At 71.1% G+C, this 18,691-nt stretch carries 15 protein-coding genes; 13 read left to right on the top strand and 2 right to left on the bottom strand.

What is annotated here, in order from left to right; translation table 11 throughout:
- The first annotated feature begins 28 nt into the window (after positions 1 to 28).
- Together MKK70_RS13010 and MKK70_RS13015 are read left to right on the top strand one after the other, a co-directional pair.
- Positions 29 to 454, top strand: a complete 426-nt coding sequence (locus tag MKK70_RS13010) for a helix-turn-helix domain-containing protein (RefSeq protein ID WP_243948245.1) — start codon at positions 29 to 31, stop codon at positions 452 to 454.
- A 363-nt stretch (positions 455 to 817) separates the two neighbouring features.
- Positions 818 to 1,060 carry a hypothetical protein gene (locus MKK70_RS13015; protein ID WP_243948207.1) on the top strand — a complete coding sequence of 81 codons (243 nt, stop codon included), beginning with the start codon at positions 818 to 820 and terminating at the stop codon, positions 1,058 to 1,060.
- A gap of 18 nt (positions 1,061 to 1,078) precedes the next feature.
- Here the strand turns inward: MKK70_RS13015 and MKK70_RS13020 are convergent, their stop codons facing one another.
- Positions 1,079 to 1,390, bottom strand: a complete 312-nt coding sequence (locus MKK70_RS13020; RefSeq protein WP_243948209.1) for a hypothetical protein — start codon at positions 1,388 to 1,390, stop codon at positions 1,079 to 1,081.
- Between the two features lie 634 nt (positions 1,391 to 2,024).
- Between MKK70_RS13020 and paoA the strand changes: the two genes are divergently transcribed.
- The 8 genes from paoA (at position 2,025) to MKK70_RS13060 (ending at position 14,297) form a co-directional block, all read left to right on the top strand.
- Positions 2,025 to 2,651 carry an aldehyde dehydrogenase iron-sulfur subunit PaoA gene (gene paoA, locus MKK70_RS13025; RefSeq protein ID WP_409568271.1) on the top strand — a complete coding sequence of 209 codons (627 nt, stop codon included), beginning with the start codon at positions 2,025 to 2,027 and terminating at the stop codon, positions 2,649 to 2,651.
- On the top strand, positions 2,648 to 3,598 hold the full coding sequence (locus tag MKK70_RS13030; protein WP_243948211.1) for an FAD binding domain-containing protein: 951 nt from the start codon (positions 2,648 to 2,650) through the stop codon (positions 3,596 to 3,598). The genes paoA and MKK70_RS13030 overlap by 4 nt, the downstream gene beginning before the upstream one ends.
- Before the next feature lie 4 nt (positions 3,599 to 3,602).
- Positions 3,603 to 5,822 (top strand): aldehyde oxidoreductase molybdenum-binding subunit PaoC, encoded by a 2,220-nt coding sequence (gene paoC / locus MKK70_RS13035; protein WP_243948212.1) that lies wholly within the window; start codon positions 3,603 to 3,605, stop codon positions 5,820 to 5,822.
- A 125-nt stretch (positions 5,823 to 5,947) separates the two neighbouring features.
- Positions 5,948 to 7,060, top strand: a complete 1,113-nt coding sequence (locus MKK70_RS13040; protein WP_243948214.1) for an FAD-binding domain-containing protein — start codon at positions 5,948 to 5,950, stop codon at positions 7,058 to 7,060.
- Between the two features lie 124 nt (positions 7,061 to 7,184).
- On the top strand, positions 7,185 to 8,333 hold the full coding sequence (locus tag MKK70_RS13045; protein WP_243948216.1) for a metallophosphoesterase: 1,149 nt from the start codon (positions 7,185 to 7,187) through the stop codon (positions 8,331 to 8,333).
- 315 nt (positions 8,334 to 8,648) lie between these two features.
- Positions 8,649 to 11,144 carry a hypothetical protein gene (locus MKK70_RS13050; RefSeq protein WP_243948218.1) on the top strand — a complete coding sequence of 832 codons (2,496 nt, stop codon included), beginning with the start codon at positions 8,649 to 8,651 and terminating at the stop codon, positions 11,142 to 11,144.
- A gap of 103 nt (positions 11,145 to 11,247) precedes the next feature.
- On the top strand, positions 11,248 to 12,972 hold the full coding sequence (locus MKK70_RS13055) for a type I secretion system permease/ATPase (RefSeq protein ID WP_243948220.1): 1,725 nt from the start codon (positions 11,248 to 11,250) through the stop codon (positions 12,970 to 12,972).
- Positions 12,969 to 14,297, top strand: coding sequence for an HlyD family type I secretion periplasmic adaptor subunit (locus MKK70_RS13060; protein ID WP_147858462.1), 1,329 nt, complete (start codon positions 12,969 to 12,971; stop codon positions 14,295 to 14,297). The genes MKK70_RS13055 and MKK70_RS13060 overlap by 4 nt, the downstream gene beginning before the upstream one ends.
- 62 nt (positions 14,298 to 14,359) lie before the next feature.
- On the opposite strand, the gene MKK70_RS13065 is transcribed toward MKK70_RS13060, so the two are convergent.
- A complete protein-coding gene (locus MKK70_RS13065; protein WP_243948222.1) occupies positions 14,360 to 15,241 on the bottom strand; it encodes an aldo/keto reductase family oxidoreductase in 882 nt (293 codons plus the stop codon).
- Between the two features lie 91 nt (positions 15,242 to 15,332).
- Here MKK70_RS13065 and MKK70_RS13070 point away from each other — a divergent pair, with 91 nt between their 5' ends.
- The 3 genes from MKK70_RS13070 to MKK70_RS13080 all read left to right on the top strand — a co-directional run bounded on the left by MKK70_RS13070 (position 15,333) and on the right by MKK70_RS13080 (position 18,672).
- The gene (locus tag MKK70_RS13070; RefSeq protein ID WP_147726135.1) at positions 15,333 to 16,238 is read left to right on the top strand and encodes a LysR family transcriptional regulator; all 906 of its coding nucleotides are present in this window, start codon (positions 15,333 to 15,335) and stop codon (positions 16,236 to 16,238) included.
- Positions 16,239 to 16,462: 224 nt separating this feature from the next.
- Positions 16,463 to 17,512: a ketopantoate reductase family protein gene (locus MKK70_RS13075; RefSeq protein ID WP_147858465.1), complete on the top strand. Its 1,050-nt coding sequence runs from the start codon at positions 16,463 to 16,465 to the stop codon at positions 17,510 to 17,512.
- 236 nt (positions 17,513 to 17,748) lie between these two features.
- The gene (locus MKK70_RS13080) at positions 17,749 to 18,672 is read left to right on the top strand and encodes a LysR family transcriptional regulator (RefSeq protein WP_243948224.1); all 924 of its coding nucleotides are present in this window, start codon (positions 17,749 to 17,751) and stop codon (positions 18,670 to 18,672) included.
- Positions 18,673 to 18,691 lie beyond the last annotated feature (19 nt).

The following is an 18,691-nucleotide window of genomic DNA, read 5'->3' on the forward strand; positions in this document are numbered from 1 at the left end:
CGTCTCCAACCTGAAAGCGAATGCCCGAATGACCCCCATCCATGCGCCGAAGCTCGCGACCAGCGGCGACCGATCGATCGGAAGCCGCATCGCGGCGTATCGGACCGCTCAAGGTCTGAGCCAGACCGCGCTCGGGCAGGCTCTCGGGGTCACGTTCCAGCAGATCCAGAAATACGAGAAGGGACGCAACCGTGTCGGTGCCGCGCGGCTTCAGGCGATCGCGGATTTCCTGGGCGTCCCGGTCTCGACCTTCTTCGACGCTCCGGCAGAGATCGGCGATGGCCGCGAGTCGATTCAGCAGCTGTTGCAGGATTCCGAGGTGATGGACCTGATCAGGACGTTTGCCGGCATCTCCGACAAGGCGACGCGCCAAGGTGTCCTTGCCATCGTCAAATCCGCCGCAACCCTCGACGCCGAATTCACGAAGAGGGTTGATTCAGCGATCGTCGATTGAATGCGCGACCGATGGCGCCGCGCGCGAGGTCAGTCATCGACCGGGGCTGCCTGTGATGCCCTGAAGAGAAAGAGCGGGCTCGGGAGCGACTGAGCGTATCGCGACATTATTGGTAAAATTGTTTTTTCGAGCGTCGAAAAGATAATTTGACGTCGTGATACCGATTTAATGCCGTATGCGCCGAGTGCATGGCGAAGTGTTGCGATGGACAGATGAGTGCGTCCGGGGGCGGAATTATAAAAGAAGAACTGGCCTTCGCTCGCATTATGTTGCGTTGCAAAATGCACATGTCGCAACGCACAAATTCTGTGGTTCAATCTCTCGGTCGGTCGGCTCTGCAAGCGACCCAACCGGAGATCCGTCATGCGCTTCACCCACGCCCTCGCCCTCATCGCGTTCGCCTCGGCATCCGTCTCCGCCGGCGCGGCGATGGCCGACGAGTCCTTGAACCTCACCCCGCCGCTCTACCGCGAGCAGGCCCGGACGTCTCAGCAGACGCGTTCCGTCAGCGATATGACCACGACGCCTCAGCCCGTGGCCGCCACGAAGGCGGTCGCGCCGCGCCGCGTCGTCGAGGTGGTCGCCGAGGCCGTGCCCGCTCGCTGAGTCCGCGCTCCCGTGGCGTCACGATCTGCGTTCGGCGGCCCGCCCGCCGGCGCAGCCGATACGGCCGCCGGCGGATCGCGATCGCGGATCGGTGAGCCGAGGCGCGCCGCCGATGACCGTGACGCGCATCGCGACATCCCCGAACGCCGCACGGACGGCGTCTCGATTTCGACCTGAACCACCCTGTCGTGCGCAGCCTGTCTCCTCGTGACGGAGGCCGCACGATGAGCGAGACCGAATCATCGAGCCTTGGGCGATCGGATCTTCTGCAGCGGCAGTCGGATCGACGACGAAATTGCCGATCGTCGCGCCGACCGTCAGCTCGCGCACCGAGGCCACGCCGGAAGCGAACCCACCACACGACGTCGGCTCGGGCGTCGACCGGGCGGGAGGTCGTCGATCCGCATCGCCTACGGTACCGAGGACGACATCGAGACGGTGCCCGGCCAGCCGCGCTATCCCCGATGCATCATCGCGGACGAACGCACGGCCCTCGCATGGTCACCCGAGAGGTGGCGCGCGCGTGCATCATCATCCCGAGCGGGCGGCATCACGGATCTTCGCCTCGCTGAGCGATGTCGCGGATTTCTCGTCACCACCGATCCCGCGACCATCAGGGCGGCGGAGGCAGGGTTTTTGAGATTCCGAGGCGTCGGCACCCGGAAGGGTGCGACCAACCGGCAAGGCGCGAACGCACGACGGACCGAAGCGGGCGACCTGGGTCGGTGCCGCGTCCTCGGGAGCCGCCAACACCCCGGATGCGGTAGGCGAGGCGATCCCGACGCGGGATGCCGGGGCGAAATGTCCGTGCCGAGCACCGGACCGAAGCCGGTGGCACTTTGGAGCTTATCCAGCCTGCCGGAGTTGCCCTGGGCATTCCGCTTCCGACAGACGGCCTTCGGGCGCGTCGTCGCCCCCCGCAACAGGTTCGGAGACCATGATGGCACCGCCTGGAGAATTCGACATGAGCCGACGAGACGTGGTCGCCAGCGCGACCGCCGCCGCGGCCCTTTCCCCCCTTCCCGCGGGCGCCCGCGCCGACGCTGCGTCCGGCGACCGCCCTGTCCTGGCGCAGGTGTGGTTCACGATCAACGGCCAGCGGCGCGAGCTCGAGCTCGACACCCGCACCAGCCTGCTCGATGCGGCGCGCGAGCATCTGCACCTGACCGGCTCGAAGAAGGGCTGCGACCACGGCCAGTGCGGCGCCTGCACGATGATCGTCGACGGGCGGCGCATCAACGCCTGCCTGACGCTCGCCGTGATGCACCAGGGCGCCGAGATCACCACCATCGAGGGGCTGGGCCAGCCCGACGACCTGCACCCGATGCAGGCCGCCTTCGTCCGCCACGACGGCTACCAGTGCGGCTACTGCACGCCCGGCCAGATCTGCTCGGGCGTGGCCGTGCTCGACGAGATCCGGGCCGGCATCCCCAGCCACGTCACCGCCGACCTCACCGCGCCGACCCGGGTCACCGAGGCCGAGATCCGCGAGCGCATGAGCGGCAACCTGTGCCGCTGCGGCGCCTATTCCAACATCGTCGAGGCGATGAGCGAGGTCGCCGGCCTCGAGACCGGCCGGAGGCCCGCATGAAGTCGTTCACCTACGAGCGCCCGAGCACGCCGGCCGAGGCCACCGCCGCCGTGGCGCGCACGCCCAACGCCAAGTTCATCGCCGGCGGCACCAACCTGCTCGACTTGATGAAGCTGCAGATCGAGACCCCGACCCACCTCGTCGACGTCAACGGGCTCGGGCTCGACCGGATCGAGGCCACGCCGGAGGGCGGCCTGCGCATCGGCGCGCTGGTGCGCAACACCGACCTCGCCGCCGACGCCCGTGTCCGGAAGGATTACGGCGTGCTGTCGCGCGCGCTGCTGGCCGGCGCCTCGGGGCAGCTGCGCAACAAGGCGACCACCGCCGGCAACCTGCTGCAGCGCACCCGCTGCCCGTACTTCTACGACACCGCGCAGGCCTGCAACAAGCGCCGGCCGGGCTCCGGCTGCTCGGCGCTCGACGGGGTCAGCCGGCAGCTGGCGGTGATCGGCGGAAGCGACGCCTGCATCGCCACCCATCCCGGCGACATGGCGGTGGCGATGCGCGTGCTCGACGCCACCGTCGAGACCGTCGACGGCGAGGGCGCATCGCGAAAGATCCCGGTGGCGGAGTTCCACCGCCTGCCCGGCGACGCGCCCGAGCGCGACACCACGCTCGCGGCCGGCGCGCTGATCACGGCGGTGACGCTGCCGAAGCCGGTGGCGGGCACGCACCTCTACCGCAAGGTCCGCGACCGGGCGTCGTACGCCTACGCGCTGGTCTCGGTGGCGGCGATCCTGGGCAGGGACGGGGCCGGCCGCGTCGCCTTCGGCGGGGTGGCGCCGAAACCCTGGCGGGTGGAGGCGGCCGAGGCCGACCTGCCTAAGGGCGCCAAGGCGGTGACCGAGCAGGTCTTCGCCGGCGCCGCGCCGACCCACGCGAACGCCTACAAGCTGACGCTCGCCGAGCGGACCCTGTCCGCGGCGCTCAACCAAGCGAGGGCCTAAAGCCATGAAGTTCGACCAGCCCGCCGGCCAAAACCCGATCGACCAGCTCAAGGTCGTCGGAAAGCCGACCGACCGCATCGATGGCAAGTACAAGACCACCGGCACCGCGCCCTACGCCTACGAGCGCCACGACGTCGTGCCGAACCAGGCCTACGGCTACGTGCTCGGGTCCAGCATCGCCAAGGGCCGCATCCGCGCCATCGACACGGCGGCCGCCAAGGCGGCGCCCGGGGTCGTGGGCGTCGTGACGACCCTGGAGCATCCCCGGCTGGAGCGGGGCATGATGAACGCCGCCTACCTGTTCGGCGGCGACGAGATCCAGCACTACCACCAGGCCGTCGCGGTCGTCGTCGCCGAGACGTTCGAGCAGGCCCGCGCCGCGGCGTTTCTCGTGACGGTCGACTACGCGCCCGAGGCCGGCAAGTTCGATCTCGCGGCCGAGGCGAAGGGCGCGCCGCCCGTGCCCGGCGACAGCAGCGAGGGCAGCGGCGGCGACGGCGAGGAACGCGTCGGCGATTTCGAGGGAGCGTTCGCGCAGGCGCCGGTGACGCTCGACGAGCACTACACCACCGCCGACGAGAGCCACGCGATGATGGAGCCGCACGCGACCATCGCCGCCTGGGACGGCGACAAGGTCACGCTCTGGACCTCGAACCAGATGATCGGCTGGGGCCATGGCAGCCTCGCCAAGATCCTCGGCGTGCCGAAGGAGAACGTCCGCCTCGATTCACCCTTCGTCGGCGGCGGCTTCGGCGGCAAGCTGTTCGTGCGGGCCGACGCGGTGCTCGCAGCCCTCGCCGCCAAGGCGTTCCAGCGCCCGGTGAAGGTGGCGCTGACCCGCCCGCTCATCGCCAACAACACCACGCATCGCCCGGCCACGATCCAGCGCGTGCGCATCGGCGCGACCAAGGACGGCACGATCACCGCCATCGCCCACGAGAGCACGTCGGGCAACCTGCCCGACGGCGATCCCGAGACGGCGGTGAGCCAGACCAAGCTGCTCTACGCCGGTGCCAATCGGCTCACCGCGATGAAGCTCGCTCATCTCGACCTGCCAGAGGGCAACGCCATGCGGGCGCCGGGCGAGGCGCCCGGCCTGATGGTCCTGGAGGTCGCCATGGACGAGATGGCGGAGAAGCTCGGGATCGACCCTGTGGAATTCCGCATCCGCAACGACACCCAGGTCGACCCGCAGGACCCGAAGCGCCCGTTCTCCCACCGCGACCTCGTCGGCTGCCTCAAGCTGGGGGCCGAAACCTTCGGCTGGTCCAAGCGCAATGCACGGCCGGGCCAGGTGCGGGACGGGCAGTGGCTTGTCGGCGTCGGCATGGCCGCGGCGTTCCGCAACAACATGGTCCTGAAGTCGGGCGCGCGGGTCAGGCTGGACGGAGCCGGCACCGTCACGGTCGAGACCGACATGACCGACATCGGTACCGGCAGCTACACCATCATCGCGCAGACCGCCGCCGAGATGATGGGCGTGACCCTCGACAAGGTGGCGGTCAGGCTCGGCGATTCCGCCTTCCCGGTCTCGTCGGGATCGGGCGGCCAGTTCGGCGGAAACTCGTCGACGGCCGGCGTCTACGCGGCGTGCGTCAAGCTTCGCGAGGCGGTGGCGCAGCGTCTCGGCATCAACTCCGACGACGCGGTCTTCGCCGACGGGCAGGTGCGGGCCGGCAACCGTGCGGTTCCGCTCGGCGAGGCCGCGAGCCGGGGCGAGCTGACGGCCGAGGATACCATCGAGTTCGGCGACCTCTCCAAGAAGCAGCAGCAATCGACCTTCGGCGCCCATTTCGTCGAGGTCGGGGTCGATGCCGACACGGCGGAGATCCGGGTCCGGCGCATGCTCGCGGTGTGCGCGGCGGGGCGCATCCTCAACCCGAAATCGGCCCGCAGCCAGGTCATCGGCGGCATGACGATGGGCACTGGCTCGGCGCTGATGGAGGAACTGGCGGTCGACACCAAGCGCGGATTCTTCGCCAACCACGACCTCGCCGGCTACGAGGTGCCGGTGCACGCCGACATCCCGCATCAGCAGGTGATCTTCCTGGACGAGGTCGATCCGATGTCCTCGCCGATGAAGGCCAAGGGCGTCGGCGAGCTCGGGATCTGCGGCGTGGGCGCCGCGGTGGCGAATGCCGTCTACAACGCCACCGGCATCCGCGTGCGGGACTATCCGCTCACCCTGGACAAGTTCCTCGACCGCATGCCCGAGGCGGCCTGACGCACGATCGCGCCATGCTCGACACTGGATACGCCCCGGCGGCCTCCGCCGGGGTTCGGGAAATCGGTCGCATCCATGCCGGTGCGCCGCCGCGCTAGCTCGACGGCATGGATCGCAGCTTTCCCATGACCCGTGCCGCCGGGCTCGACCGCCTGTCGGCCTTCCTCGCGGACGCCGCCGTCGACTATGCCGGTGCCCGCAACACCGACCGCGGACCGGACGCGCGGCCGACCACGTCGGCGCTCTCGCCCTACCTTCGGCGCCGCCTGATCACGGAAGCCGAGGTGGTGGCCGCCGCCCAGGCCGCGTTCGGCGACGGCGGCGCCGAGAAGTTCGTCTCCGAGGTCTTCTGGCGGACCTACTTCAAGGGCCATCTCGAGACCCACCCGACCGCCTGGACCGACGCCCTCGCGCTGGCCACGGCGGATCGGGCGCGGCTCGCCGCGGAGCCCGGCCTGCGCCGGACCTACGAGGCCGCGATCGCGTGCCGGACCGGCATCGACGGTTTCGACGACTGGGCGCGGGACCTCGTCGAGACCGGCTGGCTGCACAATCACGCCCGGATGTGGTTCGCCTCGATCTGGATCTTCACCCTGCGCCTGCCCTGGGCGCTGGGTGCGGATTTCTTCATGCGCCATCTCGTCGACGGCGATCCGGCGAGCAACACGCTGTCCTGGCGCTGGGTGGCGGGGCTGCACACCCGGGGCAAGCACTACGTCGCGCGCGCCGAGAACATCCGGCGCTACACCGAGAACCGCTTCGATCCCGAAGGGCTCGACGAGTACCCGGACGCCCTCGACGAGGCGATGCCACCGCGCGAGGTCCCTCTGCCGGCTGCCGCCATGCCGCCGACCGGCGACGTCGCGCTGCTGCTGCATCTCGACGACCTGCACCCGGAGAGCCTTCCGCTCGGGGAGGCGCGCATCGTGCGGATCGGTGGCATGCTCGCTCATGCCGAGGGGGCGTCCGAGCGCGTCCGGTCGGCGGATCACGCCGCGATGCAGGATGCGCTGGACCGGGCGGCCGCTCATTTCGGCTGCGAGGCGGGACCGGCCGACGCCGGCTGGTCGGCCGGGCTACCCGTCGTCACGGCCTGGGCGCCCGTCGGCCCGTCGGCGGCGATGCTGCCCGAGGCGGTCGTGCGCGTGCGGCGCCCCTGGGACGAGGCGGCGTGGCCGCTCTCCAACCGCGGATATTCCCGGCTGCGCTCCGCGATCCCGCGCCTGACCGCAGCGTGACGGTCCGGCGCGCTCATGCAGGGCCGGCCTGACTGGTGCCGCGACGACCCGACCTGCGCCGAAGCCGGCATTTCCCCGCATCGGCACTGGCCCGGACCCCGGCTTTCAGCGTAGCCGGAACGCCATGTTCCATCTGATCTTTAGCCTGCCCTGCCTGTACGTCGTGACCCGGGTGCTCTGGCCGCTGCCGGGCCCGCCTGCCGCGAAGGCCGGGATCGCCGTGCTGCTGCTCGTCGCCTCCCAGTATCACCTGTGGTGCCGCCTCTCCTCCGGCTCGGTGTTCGCGCCCGAGTTTCCGCGGTGGCTGGTGGTTCTGTTCAACTGGGCCTTCGGCGCCATCCTGCTGCTGGCGGTGATGCAGCTCGCGCTCGACGTGATCGCGCTGGTCTCGCTGCCCCTGGGCGGCTGGGCGATTCCGGCCGGATGGCGCTACGCGGCCGCGACGGCGGCGATGCTCCTGTCGGCGCTCGGCGTCCAGCAGGCCGTGCGCGTGCCGGCGCTCAAGGGCGTCGACATCGCGATCGAGAACCTGCCGGACGCCTTCGAGGGCTACACGATCCTGCAGCTGACCGACCTGCACATCAGCCGGCTCTTCCCGGCATCCTGGACCCGGGAGGTCGTCGCGCGGTCCAACCGGCTCGGCGTGGACCTCATCGTCATCACCGGCGACCTGATCGATGGCGCCCCGGCTTCGCGGCGCGCCGACGTCGAGCCCCTGGACCGGCTCGGTGCACCGGACGGCGTCTGGTTCGTGCCCGGCAACCACGAATACTTCTTCGACTACCCCGCTTGGATGCGGCGGTACTCGGAACTCGGCCTCACGGCGCTCGCGAACCGGCATACGGTGCTGAGGCGGGGCGACGCCGCCCTGGTGCTCGCCGGCGTGACCGATCGGTCTGCGCCGCATACGGGACACCCCGGTCCGGACCTCGACGCCGCGCTCGCAGGGGCACCGCGGGACGCACCCGTCCTCCTGCTCGATCATCAGCCGAAGGGGGCGCGGGCGGCGGCCGCGCATGGCGTCGCGCTGCAGCTGTCGGGACATACCCATGGCGGGACGATGCGCGGGTTCGACCGCCTGTTCGCCCGCGCCAACGACGGTTTCGTCTCGGGCCGCTACCGGGTCGGCGGCATGACGCTCTACGTCAACAACGGCACGGCGTTGTGGCCGGGCTTCGCCCTCAGGCTCGGCCGACCTTCCGAGCTGACGCGCATCACGCTGCGCCGCGCCGACGCGTCCATCGATCCCGCTCGGCCCCTGGCGCCGGGATAGGCGAACGTCGGATCACCCCCATCGACGATCATCCTCGGGATGCACCCAGCAGCCGGCTTGGATCGTCGCCCGATCACGCGGCCGATCTATCGGCCGGCCGTCGGGTCCTCGCGAAGCGCTCGTCTGGATAGAGTGGAGATTACTCACGACCTACCGAACGCCCCGAGACTCGGCGATGTCGAACCCGGATCGAACCACAGTCGTCGTTCCCGGACGCTCGGAGGGGCTCCACCGTTCGCTCAGCATTTACTACGGAACCGGGATTATGCAACCGATGGTTGCAGATCGGGTTGCATCGAAAACCTGGAGGTTTTCATGTCCGCATCCCCCCTTTCCGTGCTCGGCTCGTCCACCCGCTCGCTCGAATGGCTCGCCGGCCCCGGCGCGTTGCTGTCCTCGACCGCCCTGTCGACGGGCCAGCTCGGAAGCCTCGGCCCGATCGCCTCGTTGATCGAGGGCGCGGTCGACGGCGGCTCGACGGAGACCGGAGCCTCGCTGCTTCCCGACGCGATCGAGGCCACCGCCAACCAGGTCGTCCTCCAGACGCACGCCCAGATCGAGGAGGTCGGCCACGAGGTCGCTCCGGCGAACGGACCGCTCCACGGCCTGACCAACCTCGGCGAGACCCTCGGGCTCGGCCATCTCGGGGAGACCGGAAACCTTCTGACCGATCTCGGCGGCGTCGCCGCGAACCCGACCGGCACCGAGGCGGTCGGTCCGCTGCTGACCGATGCCGGCGGCGTCGCCGCCGCCGCCGGAACGCTGGCGGAGATGGTCGGCGCGGTGCCGGCATCCGGCAACGGCCTCGTCGGCAGCGGCAGCATCCTCGGCCCCGCGACCAACATCCTGAACCAGGCCGTCCTCGACGTGCACGCCACGCTCGAGACCGTCGGCCACCAGATCCCGGTTCTCAATGGGCCGATCCACGCCGTCACCGGCCTCGGCGAAACCCTCGGGCTCGGCCATCTCGACACCGCGGGCAACCTGCTGACCGACGTCACCACCCTGCCCGGTTCCCTCCTCGGCGGCGGCGGCCTCCAATCCGCGACGCCGGTCCTCGGCGATCTCGGCCACGTTCTCGGGTCGGTCGATACGCTGGTCGGCTCGCTGACCGGTGCGGCGAGCGCCGGCGGCCTGCTGTCCGGGGACGGGCTGCTCGCGCCGGTAACGAACCTCGCCAACGGCGCGGTCCTCAACATTCACGCGACGCTGGAGAACATCGGCCACGAGATCCCGCTCCTGAACGATGCGCTGCACGGCCTGACCAACCTCGGCGAGACGATCGGCCTCGGCCATCTCGGCGAGAGCGGAAACCTCGTGACCGACGTCGTGGCCCTGCCCGGCAATCTCCTCGGCGGCGAGGGTCTGGCGGCGCTGTCGCCGATCCTCGGCGATGTCGGCGCGGTGACGAACGCGGCCGGAGGTCTTCTCGGAGGCGTCACCGGTCTCGTGGGCGGACTGGGCGGACTGGGCGGCCTGACCGGCGGCGGCACGAGCGCCACGGGCACGCTCCTCGGCGCCGGCGCTCCGCTGCAGCCGGTGGGCGACCTCGCCAACGGGGTCATCGACGGCATCCATGCCGGCCTCGAGCAGATCGGCCACGACGTGCCGATCCTCAACGACACGCTGCATTCGGTGATCGGGCTCGGAAATACCGTCGGGCTGGGCGAGCTCGGCGACACCAGCAACCTCCTGACGGACACGGTCAACCTGCCGGGCGCGATCCTGAGCGGAAACGCACCGGCGGCGATCGGGCAGATCGTCGGCGATGTCGGGCACGTGGTCGACGCCGCGGGCGGTGTCGTCGGCTCCGCCACCGGGATCCTCGGCGGCCTCGATGGTCTCGGTGCCGGAGGGATCGCGACCGGCACGCCCGTCGACGGGCTCCTGACTCCCGTCACGTCGGTCGTCGGCGGGCTGACCGGCGCCGCCGGCACGGGCACCACGGGTGCGCTCCTCGGCGCCGGCGCTCCGCTGCAGCCGGTGGGCGACCTCGCCAACGGGGTCATCGACGGCATCCATGCCGGCCTCGAGCAGATCGGCCACGACGTGCCGGTCCTGAACGATCCCATCCATTCGGTGATCGGGCTCGGCAACACCGTCGGGCTGGGCGAGCTGGGCGACACCAGCAACTTGCTGACGGACGTCGCCAACCTGCCGGGTGCCGTTCTGACCGGCAGCGGACCGGCGGCGGTCGGGCAGGTCGCGGGCGATCTCGGGCACGTCGCGGACGCCGCGAGCGGCGTCCTCGGCTCCGTGACGGGGGCCCTCGGCGGTGTCGGCGGGGCCGGCGCGGGCACGCCGCTCGACGGCGTTCTCTCGCCGGTGACCGGCATCCTGGGCAGCGCCGGCGGCGCATCCAATCCCGTCGGCGGCCTCCTCGGCGGTCTCACCAGCGGTGCGGCGGACGATGCCGGGACCCATCCCCTGATCGACGTGGCGGCCGGCCCGGCGACGCCGACGCCGGCGGCGAATCTCGCGGTGCTGACCCCGAGCGCGGACCCGGCCCACACCGTCCAGGCGAGCGCGATCGCGGTGCCGGCCGATCAGCCCGGCCTGCTCCATGCCGGCCTGCTCTCGGGCGACGGCATCGTCTTCCCGCAGGCCGGCGGCGGGGGCGGAGACGCGCTCGTCGGCCACCTCCTCGACGTCGCCCCCGCGGCGACCGCATCGGCGGATGCGGGAGCCTCGCACGGGCTGCCCCTCGATCTCGGGATCGCGGCGATCGATCTCGGCGGCCACGTCGACGCCGCGCATGTCGACCCGACGCCGCACACCGCGACGACCGGGATCCACCTCCTCGGCCTCTGACCCGTCCGAGCCCTCGCCGCCCAACGCGGCGGGGGCTTCCTCTTCCGCCGACTTGCCCTGCCGAATCGTCTCTGCCTGATCCTGCAAGCCGGGGAACCGTCTCGTGATCGACGAACGTGTGCTGCGTATCGCCAAGCGCCGGGAGTTCTGGGCTGCCGCCAGAGCCGGGCGCGCCTCGCTGGCGACCGTGATGATCGTCAGCGGCCTCATCAACCTGCTGATGCTGACCGCGCCGATCTTCATGCTGCAGGTCTACGACCGGGTGCTGCCGAGCCGCAGCATCGCGACCTTGGTCGGGCTGGCCGGCATCGCGCTGATGCTGTTCCTGATCCAGAGCGTGCTGGAGGTGTTCCGCGCCCGGATCCTGTCGCGGTTCGGGCGCCTCGTCGACGAGCGCCTCGGCGCGCGGATCTTCCGGACCCTGCTGGTCCGTGGGTCGGAGACGCCGCGGGGCGACGACGGCCCGCAGGCGCTGCGCGACCTCGACACGGTGCGCGGCTTCCTGTCGAGCATGGCGTTCACCGCTTTCTTCGACCTGCCGTGGGTGCCGCTCTATATCGCGGTCTGCTTCCTGTTCCATCCCTGGCTCGGCACCGCGATCGCCGGCGGCGCGGTAGTCCTGTGCCTGCTGACGATCCTGACCGACTGGGCCTCGGCCGGCCCAACCCGCGAGGGCGTCCGGGTGGCCGGCGAGCGACGCGCCTTCACCGACATGGCGCACCGCACGGCGCCGCTGCTCTCGGCGCTCGGCATGCGCGCGCGGATCGCGACCCTGTGGCAGGCCCGGGCGCGCCGGAACCTCGATGTGGCGACCGACGGCAACGACCTCGCCATCGGCTTCGGCGCGACGGCGCGCCTGATGCGCACCGTGCTGCAATCGGGCATCCTCGGCCTCGGCGCCTACCTCGTGGTGCGCGAGGAAGCGACCGCCGGCGTGATGCTGGCCGCGACCATCCTCTCGGCCCGGGCGCTGGCGCCGGTCGATCTCGCCATCGCGAACTGGAAGTCGTTCTCGGCGTCGCGCCAGGCCTGGACCCGCATCGTCGCCTTCCTGCCGCCGCGGGAGCCGGCCGCCCTCACGCCGCTGCCGGCGCCGCGGGAGAGCGTGCGCGTCACCGCCCTGTCGATCGCCGTGCCGGGCACCGACACGCTGGTGCTGCACGACGTCAACGTGGCGCTCGCCCCCGGATGCGCGCTCGGCGTGATCGGCCCGAGCGGATCGGGCAAGTCCACCTTCGCCCGCGCCCTCGTCGGCCTGGCGCGGCCGAGCCGCGGCGTGATCCGCCTCGACGGCGCCGCCATCGACCAGTGGGACCCCGACGCCCTCGGCCGTTCGATCGGCTACCTGCCGCAGGACATCGAGATGTTCGACGGCACCATCGCCGAGAACATCACCCGGTTCGATCCCGAGCCGGACCCGGAGGCGCTGCTCTCCGCCGCGAAGGCGGCCGGCGTCCACGAGGTCGTGCTGCGCCTGCCCGGCGGCTACGATGCCCGCGTCGGCGCCGGCGGCCTCGGCCTCTCGGGCGGCCAGCGCCAGCGGATCGCCCTGGCGCGCGCGCTCTACGGCGATCCGTTCCTCGTCGTCCTCGACGAGCCGAACTCCAACCTCGACGTCGAGGGCGACCGCGCCCTGTCGGCCGCCGTCCAGGCGGTACGCGCCCGCGGCGGCATCGCCGTGGTGATCGCCCACCGCCCGAGCGCGCTGACCGCGGTCGACCGCATCCTCGTCCTCGGCGACGGCCGCGTGCAGCTGCACGGGCCCCGCGACGACGTCCTGGCGCAGCTGAGTGCGCTCACCCGGCAGACACCGACGAGGGTCGCATGACGAAGGCTGACACGCCGAACCGGCCCGAGCCGGATCCGACGCGCGACACCCGGCGCTCCCTGGGCCGGCACATCGCCGGCGTCGCCACGATCATCGCGGTCGCGACCGGCGCCGGCGCCTGGACCGCGGCGACGGAGCTGTCCGGCGCGATCATCGCCACGGGCTCGCTCGTGGTGGAGAGCAACATCAAGAAGGTGCAGCACCCGACCGGCGGCGTGGTCGCCGAGCTGCCGATCGAGGAAGGCGCGCGCGTCCAGGCCGGCGACCTGCTGATCCGCCTCGACGCCACGACGGCGCGAGCCACCTACGACAGCGTCACCAAGAGCCTGTGGGAGATCGCCGCCCGCAACGCACGCCTGGAAGCCGAGCGCGACGGCCGCGACGAGGTCGCGTTCCCCAAGGGCCTCGCCGAAGCCGGACCCGAGGTCGCCCGCATCGTCGAGGGCGAGCGCAAGCTGTTCCACTTCCGCCGCGACGCCCGCGAGGGGCAGAAGGCGCAGCTGCGCGAGCGGATCGGGCAGCTCAAGGAGGAGATCAAGGGGCTCGTCGAGCAGTCGGTCGCCAAGGAGCAGGAGACCGCGATCATCGGGCGCGAGTACGAGGGCGTCGAAGGACTCTGGAAGAAGAACCTCATCCAGCTGACGCGCCTGACCAGCCTCGAGCGCGACATCTCCCGGCTGAAGGGCGAGCGCGGCGTGCTGGTTGCCAACATCGCGCAGACCAAGGGCAAGGTCTCCGAGACCGAGCTTCAGATCATCCAGCTCGAGCAGAACCTGCGCAGCGACGTCGCCAAGGAGCTGGCGGAGAACCGCGCCAAGGCCGCGACCCTGACCGAGCAGAAGATCACCGCCCTCGACCAATTGCAGCGCATCGACATCCGCTCGCCGCAGACCGGCTACGTGCACGAACTGTCGGTCCACACCCGCGGCGGCGTGATCGCGCCGGGCGAGCCGATCATGCTGATCGTTCCGACGGCCGATTCCCTGGTAGTTGAGGTGCGCGTCGCCCCCCAGGACATCGACCGGCTCCAGACCGGCCAGGCCGCGGGCCTGCGCTTCCCGAGCTTCGACCAGCGCACCACGCCGGAGCTGAACGGACGCGTGACCCGGATCGCCGCCGACGTGAGCGAGGACAAGCGTACCGGCAGCTTCTACTATCTCGTGCGCCTCGGGGTGACGAAGGACGAACTCGGCCGGCTGGACGGCGCCAAGCTGATGCCCGGCATGCCGGTGGAAGCGTTCATCCGCACCGCAGACCGCACCGTGCTCTCCTACCTGACCAAGCCCCTCGTCGATCAGGCACGCCGCGCGTTCCGCGAGAAGTAGGCGACCGATTCCCCCGTCGCGGACGGCAGGCTCGCCGATGCGGCCTGCCGCCGCCCGGTCGATCACGCCTGGGTCGCGGTGCCGACCCGGTCGAGGTCCGCCAGCGCGTCGTCCGGCAGGTGGAGCGCGGCGGCGGCGAGGTTCTCGCGCAGGTGCGCCAGCGACGCGGTCCCCGGGATCAGCAGGATGTTGGGCGACCGGCGCAGCAGCCAAGCGAGCGCTACCTGCAGCGGCGTGGCATCGAGCCGTTCGGCCACCGCGGACAGGCCCGCGGATTGCAGCGGGCTGAAACCGCCGAGCGGGAAGAACGGCACGTAGGCGATGCCGTCCCGTGCCAGCGCGTCGACGAGCGCGTCGTCGCCGCGATGGGCGAGGTTGTAGTGGTTCTGCACGCACGCGATCTCGCAGATCCGGCGTCCCTCGGCGACCTGGGTCGGCGTCACGTTGGACAGGCCGATGTGCTGGATCAGCCCTTGCTGCTGGAGCTCGGCGAGCGCCGTCAACGGCGCCTCGATCGACCCTTCGGCCGGCCCGTGCCCGTCGCCGAGCATGGCCCGGAAGTTCACCACCGCCAGCCGGTCGAGCCCGAGATGGCGCAGGTTGTCGTGGACGGCCGCCGCGAGGTCGGCGTCGGACGCGGCCGGGTTCCACGACGCATCGGAACCGCGCCGCGCGCCCACCTTGGTGACGATCGTGAGGTCGTGCGGATACGGGCCGAGCGCGTCCCGGATCAGCTGGTTGGTGACGTGGGGTCCGTAGAAGTCGCTGGTGTCGAGGTGGTCGACGCCGCTCGCGACCGCCTCGCGCAGCACGGCGAGCGCCGCGTCGCGATCCTTGGGCGGTCCGAAGACGCCCGGCCCGGCGAGTTGCATCGCGCCGTACCCGAGGCGCTTCACGGAACGGTGGCCGATCCGAAACGTGCCGGCCTGATCGATGAGGGACATGGTGCTTCTCCTGTGACCCGACCTAACTGGACGTTGCGACCGTGCGCGAGAATGGGGCACAATCCGCACAAGCTGTGCGGATGGGCGAACGATGAAGGCCGATCTCGGAGATCTCGACGCGTTCCTCGTCGTCGCGCGCGGGCAGGGTTTTCGCGAGGGCGCACGCATGAGCGGCGCCAGCGCGTCGAGCTTGAGCGAGGCGGTTCGGCGGCTCGAGGACAGGCTCGGCGTCCGTCTCCTCAACCGCACGACCCGCAGCGTGGTGCCGACGGAAGCCGGGGAACGGCTGCTGGAGCGGCTCGGCCCGGCCTTCGCAGAGGTCGAGGCGGCGCTCGACGTGGTGAACGGCTTCCGCGACCGGCCGGCCGGGACGCTTCGGCTCAACGTGCCGGTCAGCGCCGCGCGCCTCGTGCTGCCCGCGATCGTTCCGGGCTTCCTCGCCGCCTATCCCGAGATCCGTCTCGAGGTTCTGGCCGAGGACGGCTTCGTCGACGTGCTCGCCGCCGGATGCGACGCGGGCATCCGCTACGACGAGCGCCTGGAGCAGGACATGATCGCGGTTCCGATCGGGCCGCGCGTGCAACGCTTCGCGACCGCTGCGGCGCCGGCCTACCTCGCGCGTCACGGCCGGCCCGAGCATCCGCGCGACCTCCTCGGCCATGCCTGCCTGCGCGGCCGCTTCCCGAGCGGGGTCGAGATGGCCTGGGAGTTCGAGCGCGACGGCGAGACCGTGAAGGTCGATCCGGCAGGGCCGCTGCTCGTGCGCGTCGGGGCCGCGACCGACCTCGCCGTCGAGGCGGCGATCGCGGGGACCGGCGTCATCACCCTGTTCGAGGACTGGTTGAGGCCGCACTTGGCCAGCGGGGCATTGGAACCGGTCCTCGAAGCGTGGTGGCCGCGCTTCTCGGGGCCCTACCTGTACTACCCGGGCCGGCGACTCGTGCCGGCCCCGCTGCGCGCCTTCGTCGACTTCATCCGGCACCCGAAGACCGCTTGATCGCGGGCGCGGCCGCGCGGCGAGCGGAAGGGGCGCACGGCGCGCCGGCACGACGCGAGCGCACCCCGCCGAGCACCCGAGGCCCGCCGCCGATCGAGCCTGGGGACCGCCTGTCCCGCTGGAGCGTGGCCGCTTGCGTGCGAGCCGGGCGGCTGCGTATACCAGATACAAGCCGCGCCCTCGTCCGGCGCAAAAACAAGAACCGAACGCTCAGGGATGAAACCATGCCGCGCAGAATATTGATCCTGGGGGCATCATACGGCTCGCTGCTTTCGACGAAGCTGCTGATGGCCGGGCATGATGTGACCTTGGTCTGCCGTCGGAAAACCGCGGACCTGATCAACAGCCAGGGCACCGAAGTCCGCATCAAGCTGCGCGACGAGGCCACGCACCGGTCGTTTCATTCCCGTGACCTGCCGGGCAAGGTCGACGCGATGCCGCCCGAGGACGTCGACGTCTCGCGCTACGATCTCGTCGGCCTGGCGATGCAGGAGCCGCAGTACAACAACCACACGATCCGCGTGCTGATGATCAAGATCGCCGCGGCCAAGCTGCCGTGCCTGTCGATCATGAACATGCCGCCGCTGCCGTATCTCGATCGGATCCCGGCGCTCGCGAAGATGGACCTGCGCGAGGCCTACACGAATGCCGGCGTCTGGGACCGCTTCGAGCCGGGCCTGATGTCGTTGTGCTCGCCCGATCCGCAGGCGTTCCGCCCGCCCGACGAGGGCGCCAACGTCCTGCATGTCGGGTTGCCGACGAACTTCAAGGCGGCGACCTTCGCCGATCCCGCGCACAACGCGCTGCTCCGCGAGCTCGAGGCGGACATCGACGCGGTGCGCGTCGAGGGCCAGGACGTTCCGGTCAAGCTCAAGGTGTTCGACTCGCTGTTCGTGCCCCTGGCGAAGTGGTCGATGCTGCTCACCGGCAACTACCGCTGCATCACGCCCCAGGCGCCGCGCTCGATCCGCGACGCGGTGCACGGCGACCTCCCCCTGTCCCGCACGATCTACGAGCACGTTGACGCGGTGGCCCGACGGCTCGGTGCCGACCCGAGCGATCAGGTCCCGTTCGAGAAGTACGCCAAGGCGGCCGAGGGCCTGCTGAAGCCTTCGTCGGCCGCCCGGGCGGTCGAGAGCGGCGCGCCCTACATCGAGCGTGTCGACCTGCTGCTGAAGCTGATCTCGCACCAGCTCGACATGCCCGATGCCGAGATCGACCGAACGGTCGAGATCGTGGACCGGAAGCTCGACGAGCGCATCATCCCGGGCTGAGCGGCCCGGTCCGGCCCGTCTCACCGAAGCGCGGCCGGACCTCGCTCGCCCGTCGGGATCATGTACTCCTCGACGGGATCCGACGGCTTGTGGAGCCCCCCTGCGACGCCGAGCCCGGACGCGGCTCGGGGCGCGTGCTTCAGGCTTGGCCCGTTGCCGGAGCGTCCGGGCGCGATCAGGATCGCAGCACGGGGTCCGCCGGTCGGATCAATCGGATCACGGGAGCGGCGCGGACCATGTCGGAGGGATCGCCGACCCCGTTCATCCTGAGCCGCCTCGACCTCAAGACGCTGCGGCTGTTCGCGGCGATCTGCGAGGAGGGCACGCTCAACGGCGCGGCGCGCCGGGCCGCGATCGCCCCCTCCGCCGTGAGCAAGCGGCTCGCCGAGCTGGAGCGCGCGCTCTGCTGCGAGCTGCTCATCCGCGAGCCACGGGGCATGCGGCCGACGCCCGCCGGGGAGACGCTGCTGCACCACACCCGCCGGATGCTGGGGTCCGCCGAGCAGATCGCGCTGGAGCTCGCGGAGCACGCCAGCGGGCTCCGCGGCTTCGTCCGCGTGCTCGCGAACCTCTCGGCGATCGTGCAGTTCCTGCCCGAGGACCTGCAGGCGTTCCTGGCGGCGCAGGCCCGCATCGGGATCGACCTGGAGGAGCGGCCGAGCGGCGGCGTGGTGGCCGGCGTGGAGGAAGGAGCAGCGGATCTCGGCATCTGCGCCGGCAGCACCGATCCGCGCTCCCTCGTCGCCCACCCCTATCGGAGCGACCGCCTCGTGCTCGTCGTGCCCGCCGGCCACCCGCTCGCGGGCCGCGACGCGCTCGCGTTCGCCGACACCCTCGACCACGACCATGTCGGCATGCACCGCGAGAGCTCGATCTACGGCACGCTCCGCGACGAGGCCCGACGCCTCGGGCGGCCGCTGCGCCTGCGCGTCCACGTGCCGAGCTTCGACGCGATCTGCCGCATGGCGCAGGCCGGGATGGGGCTCGGCGTGGTGCCCGAGCGGGTGCACGCCCTGCTCGGCCCGCAGATGAACGTCGTCGCCGTGCCGCTCACCGACCCGTGGGCGCGGCGGACGCTCAGCCTCGTCGTCCGCCCGGGCGCGCAATCGCCGGCGGCGGCCGTCCTGTTCGATCACCTGCGCCGGGCAGGCGGGGATTGAGAAGGGCGCCTGCGTTCGC

This window comes from Methylobacterium sp. E-041, assembly GCF_022829665.1.
Classification (GTDB): domain Bacteria; phylum Pseudomonadota; class Alphaproteobacteria; order Rhizobiales; family Beijerinckiaceae; genus Methylobacterium.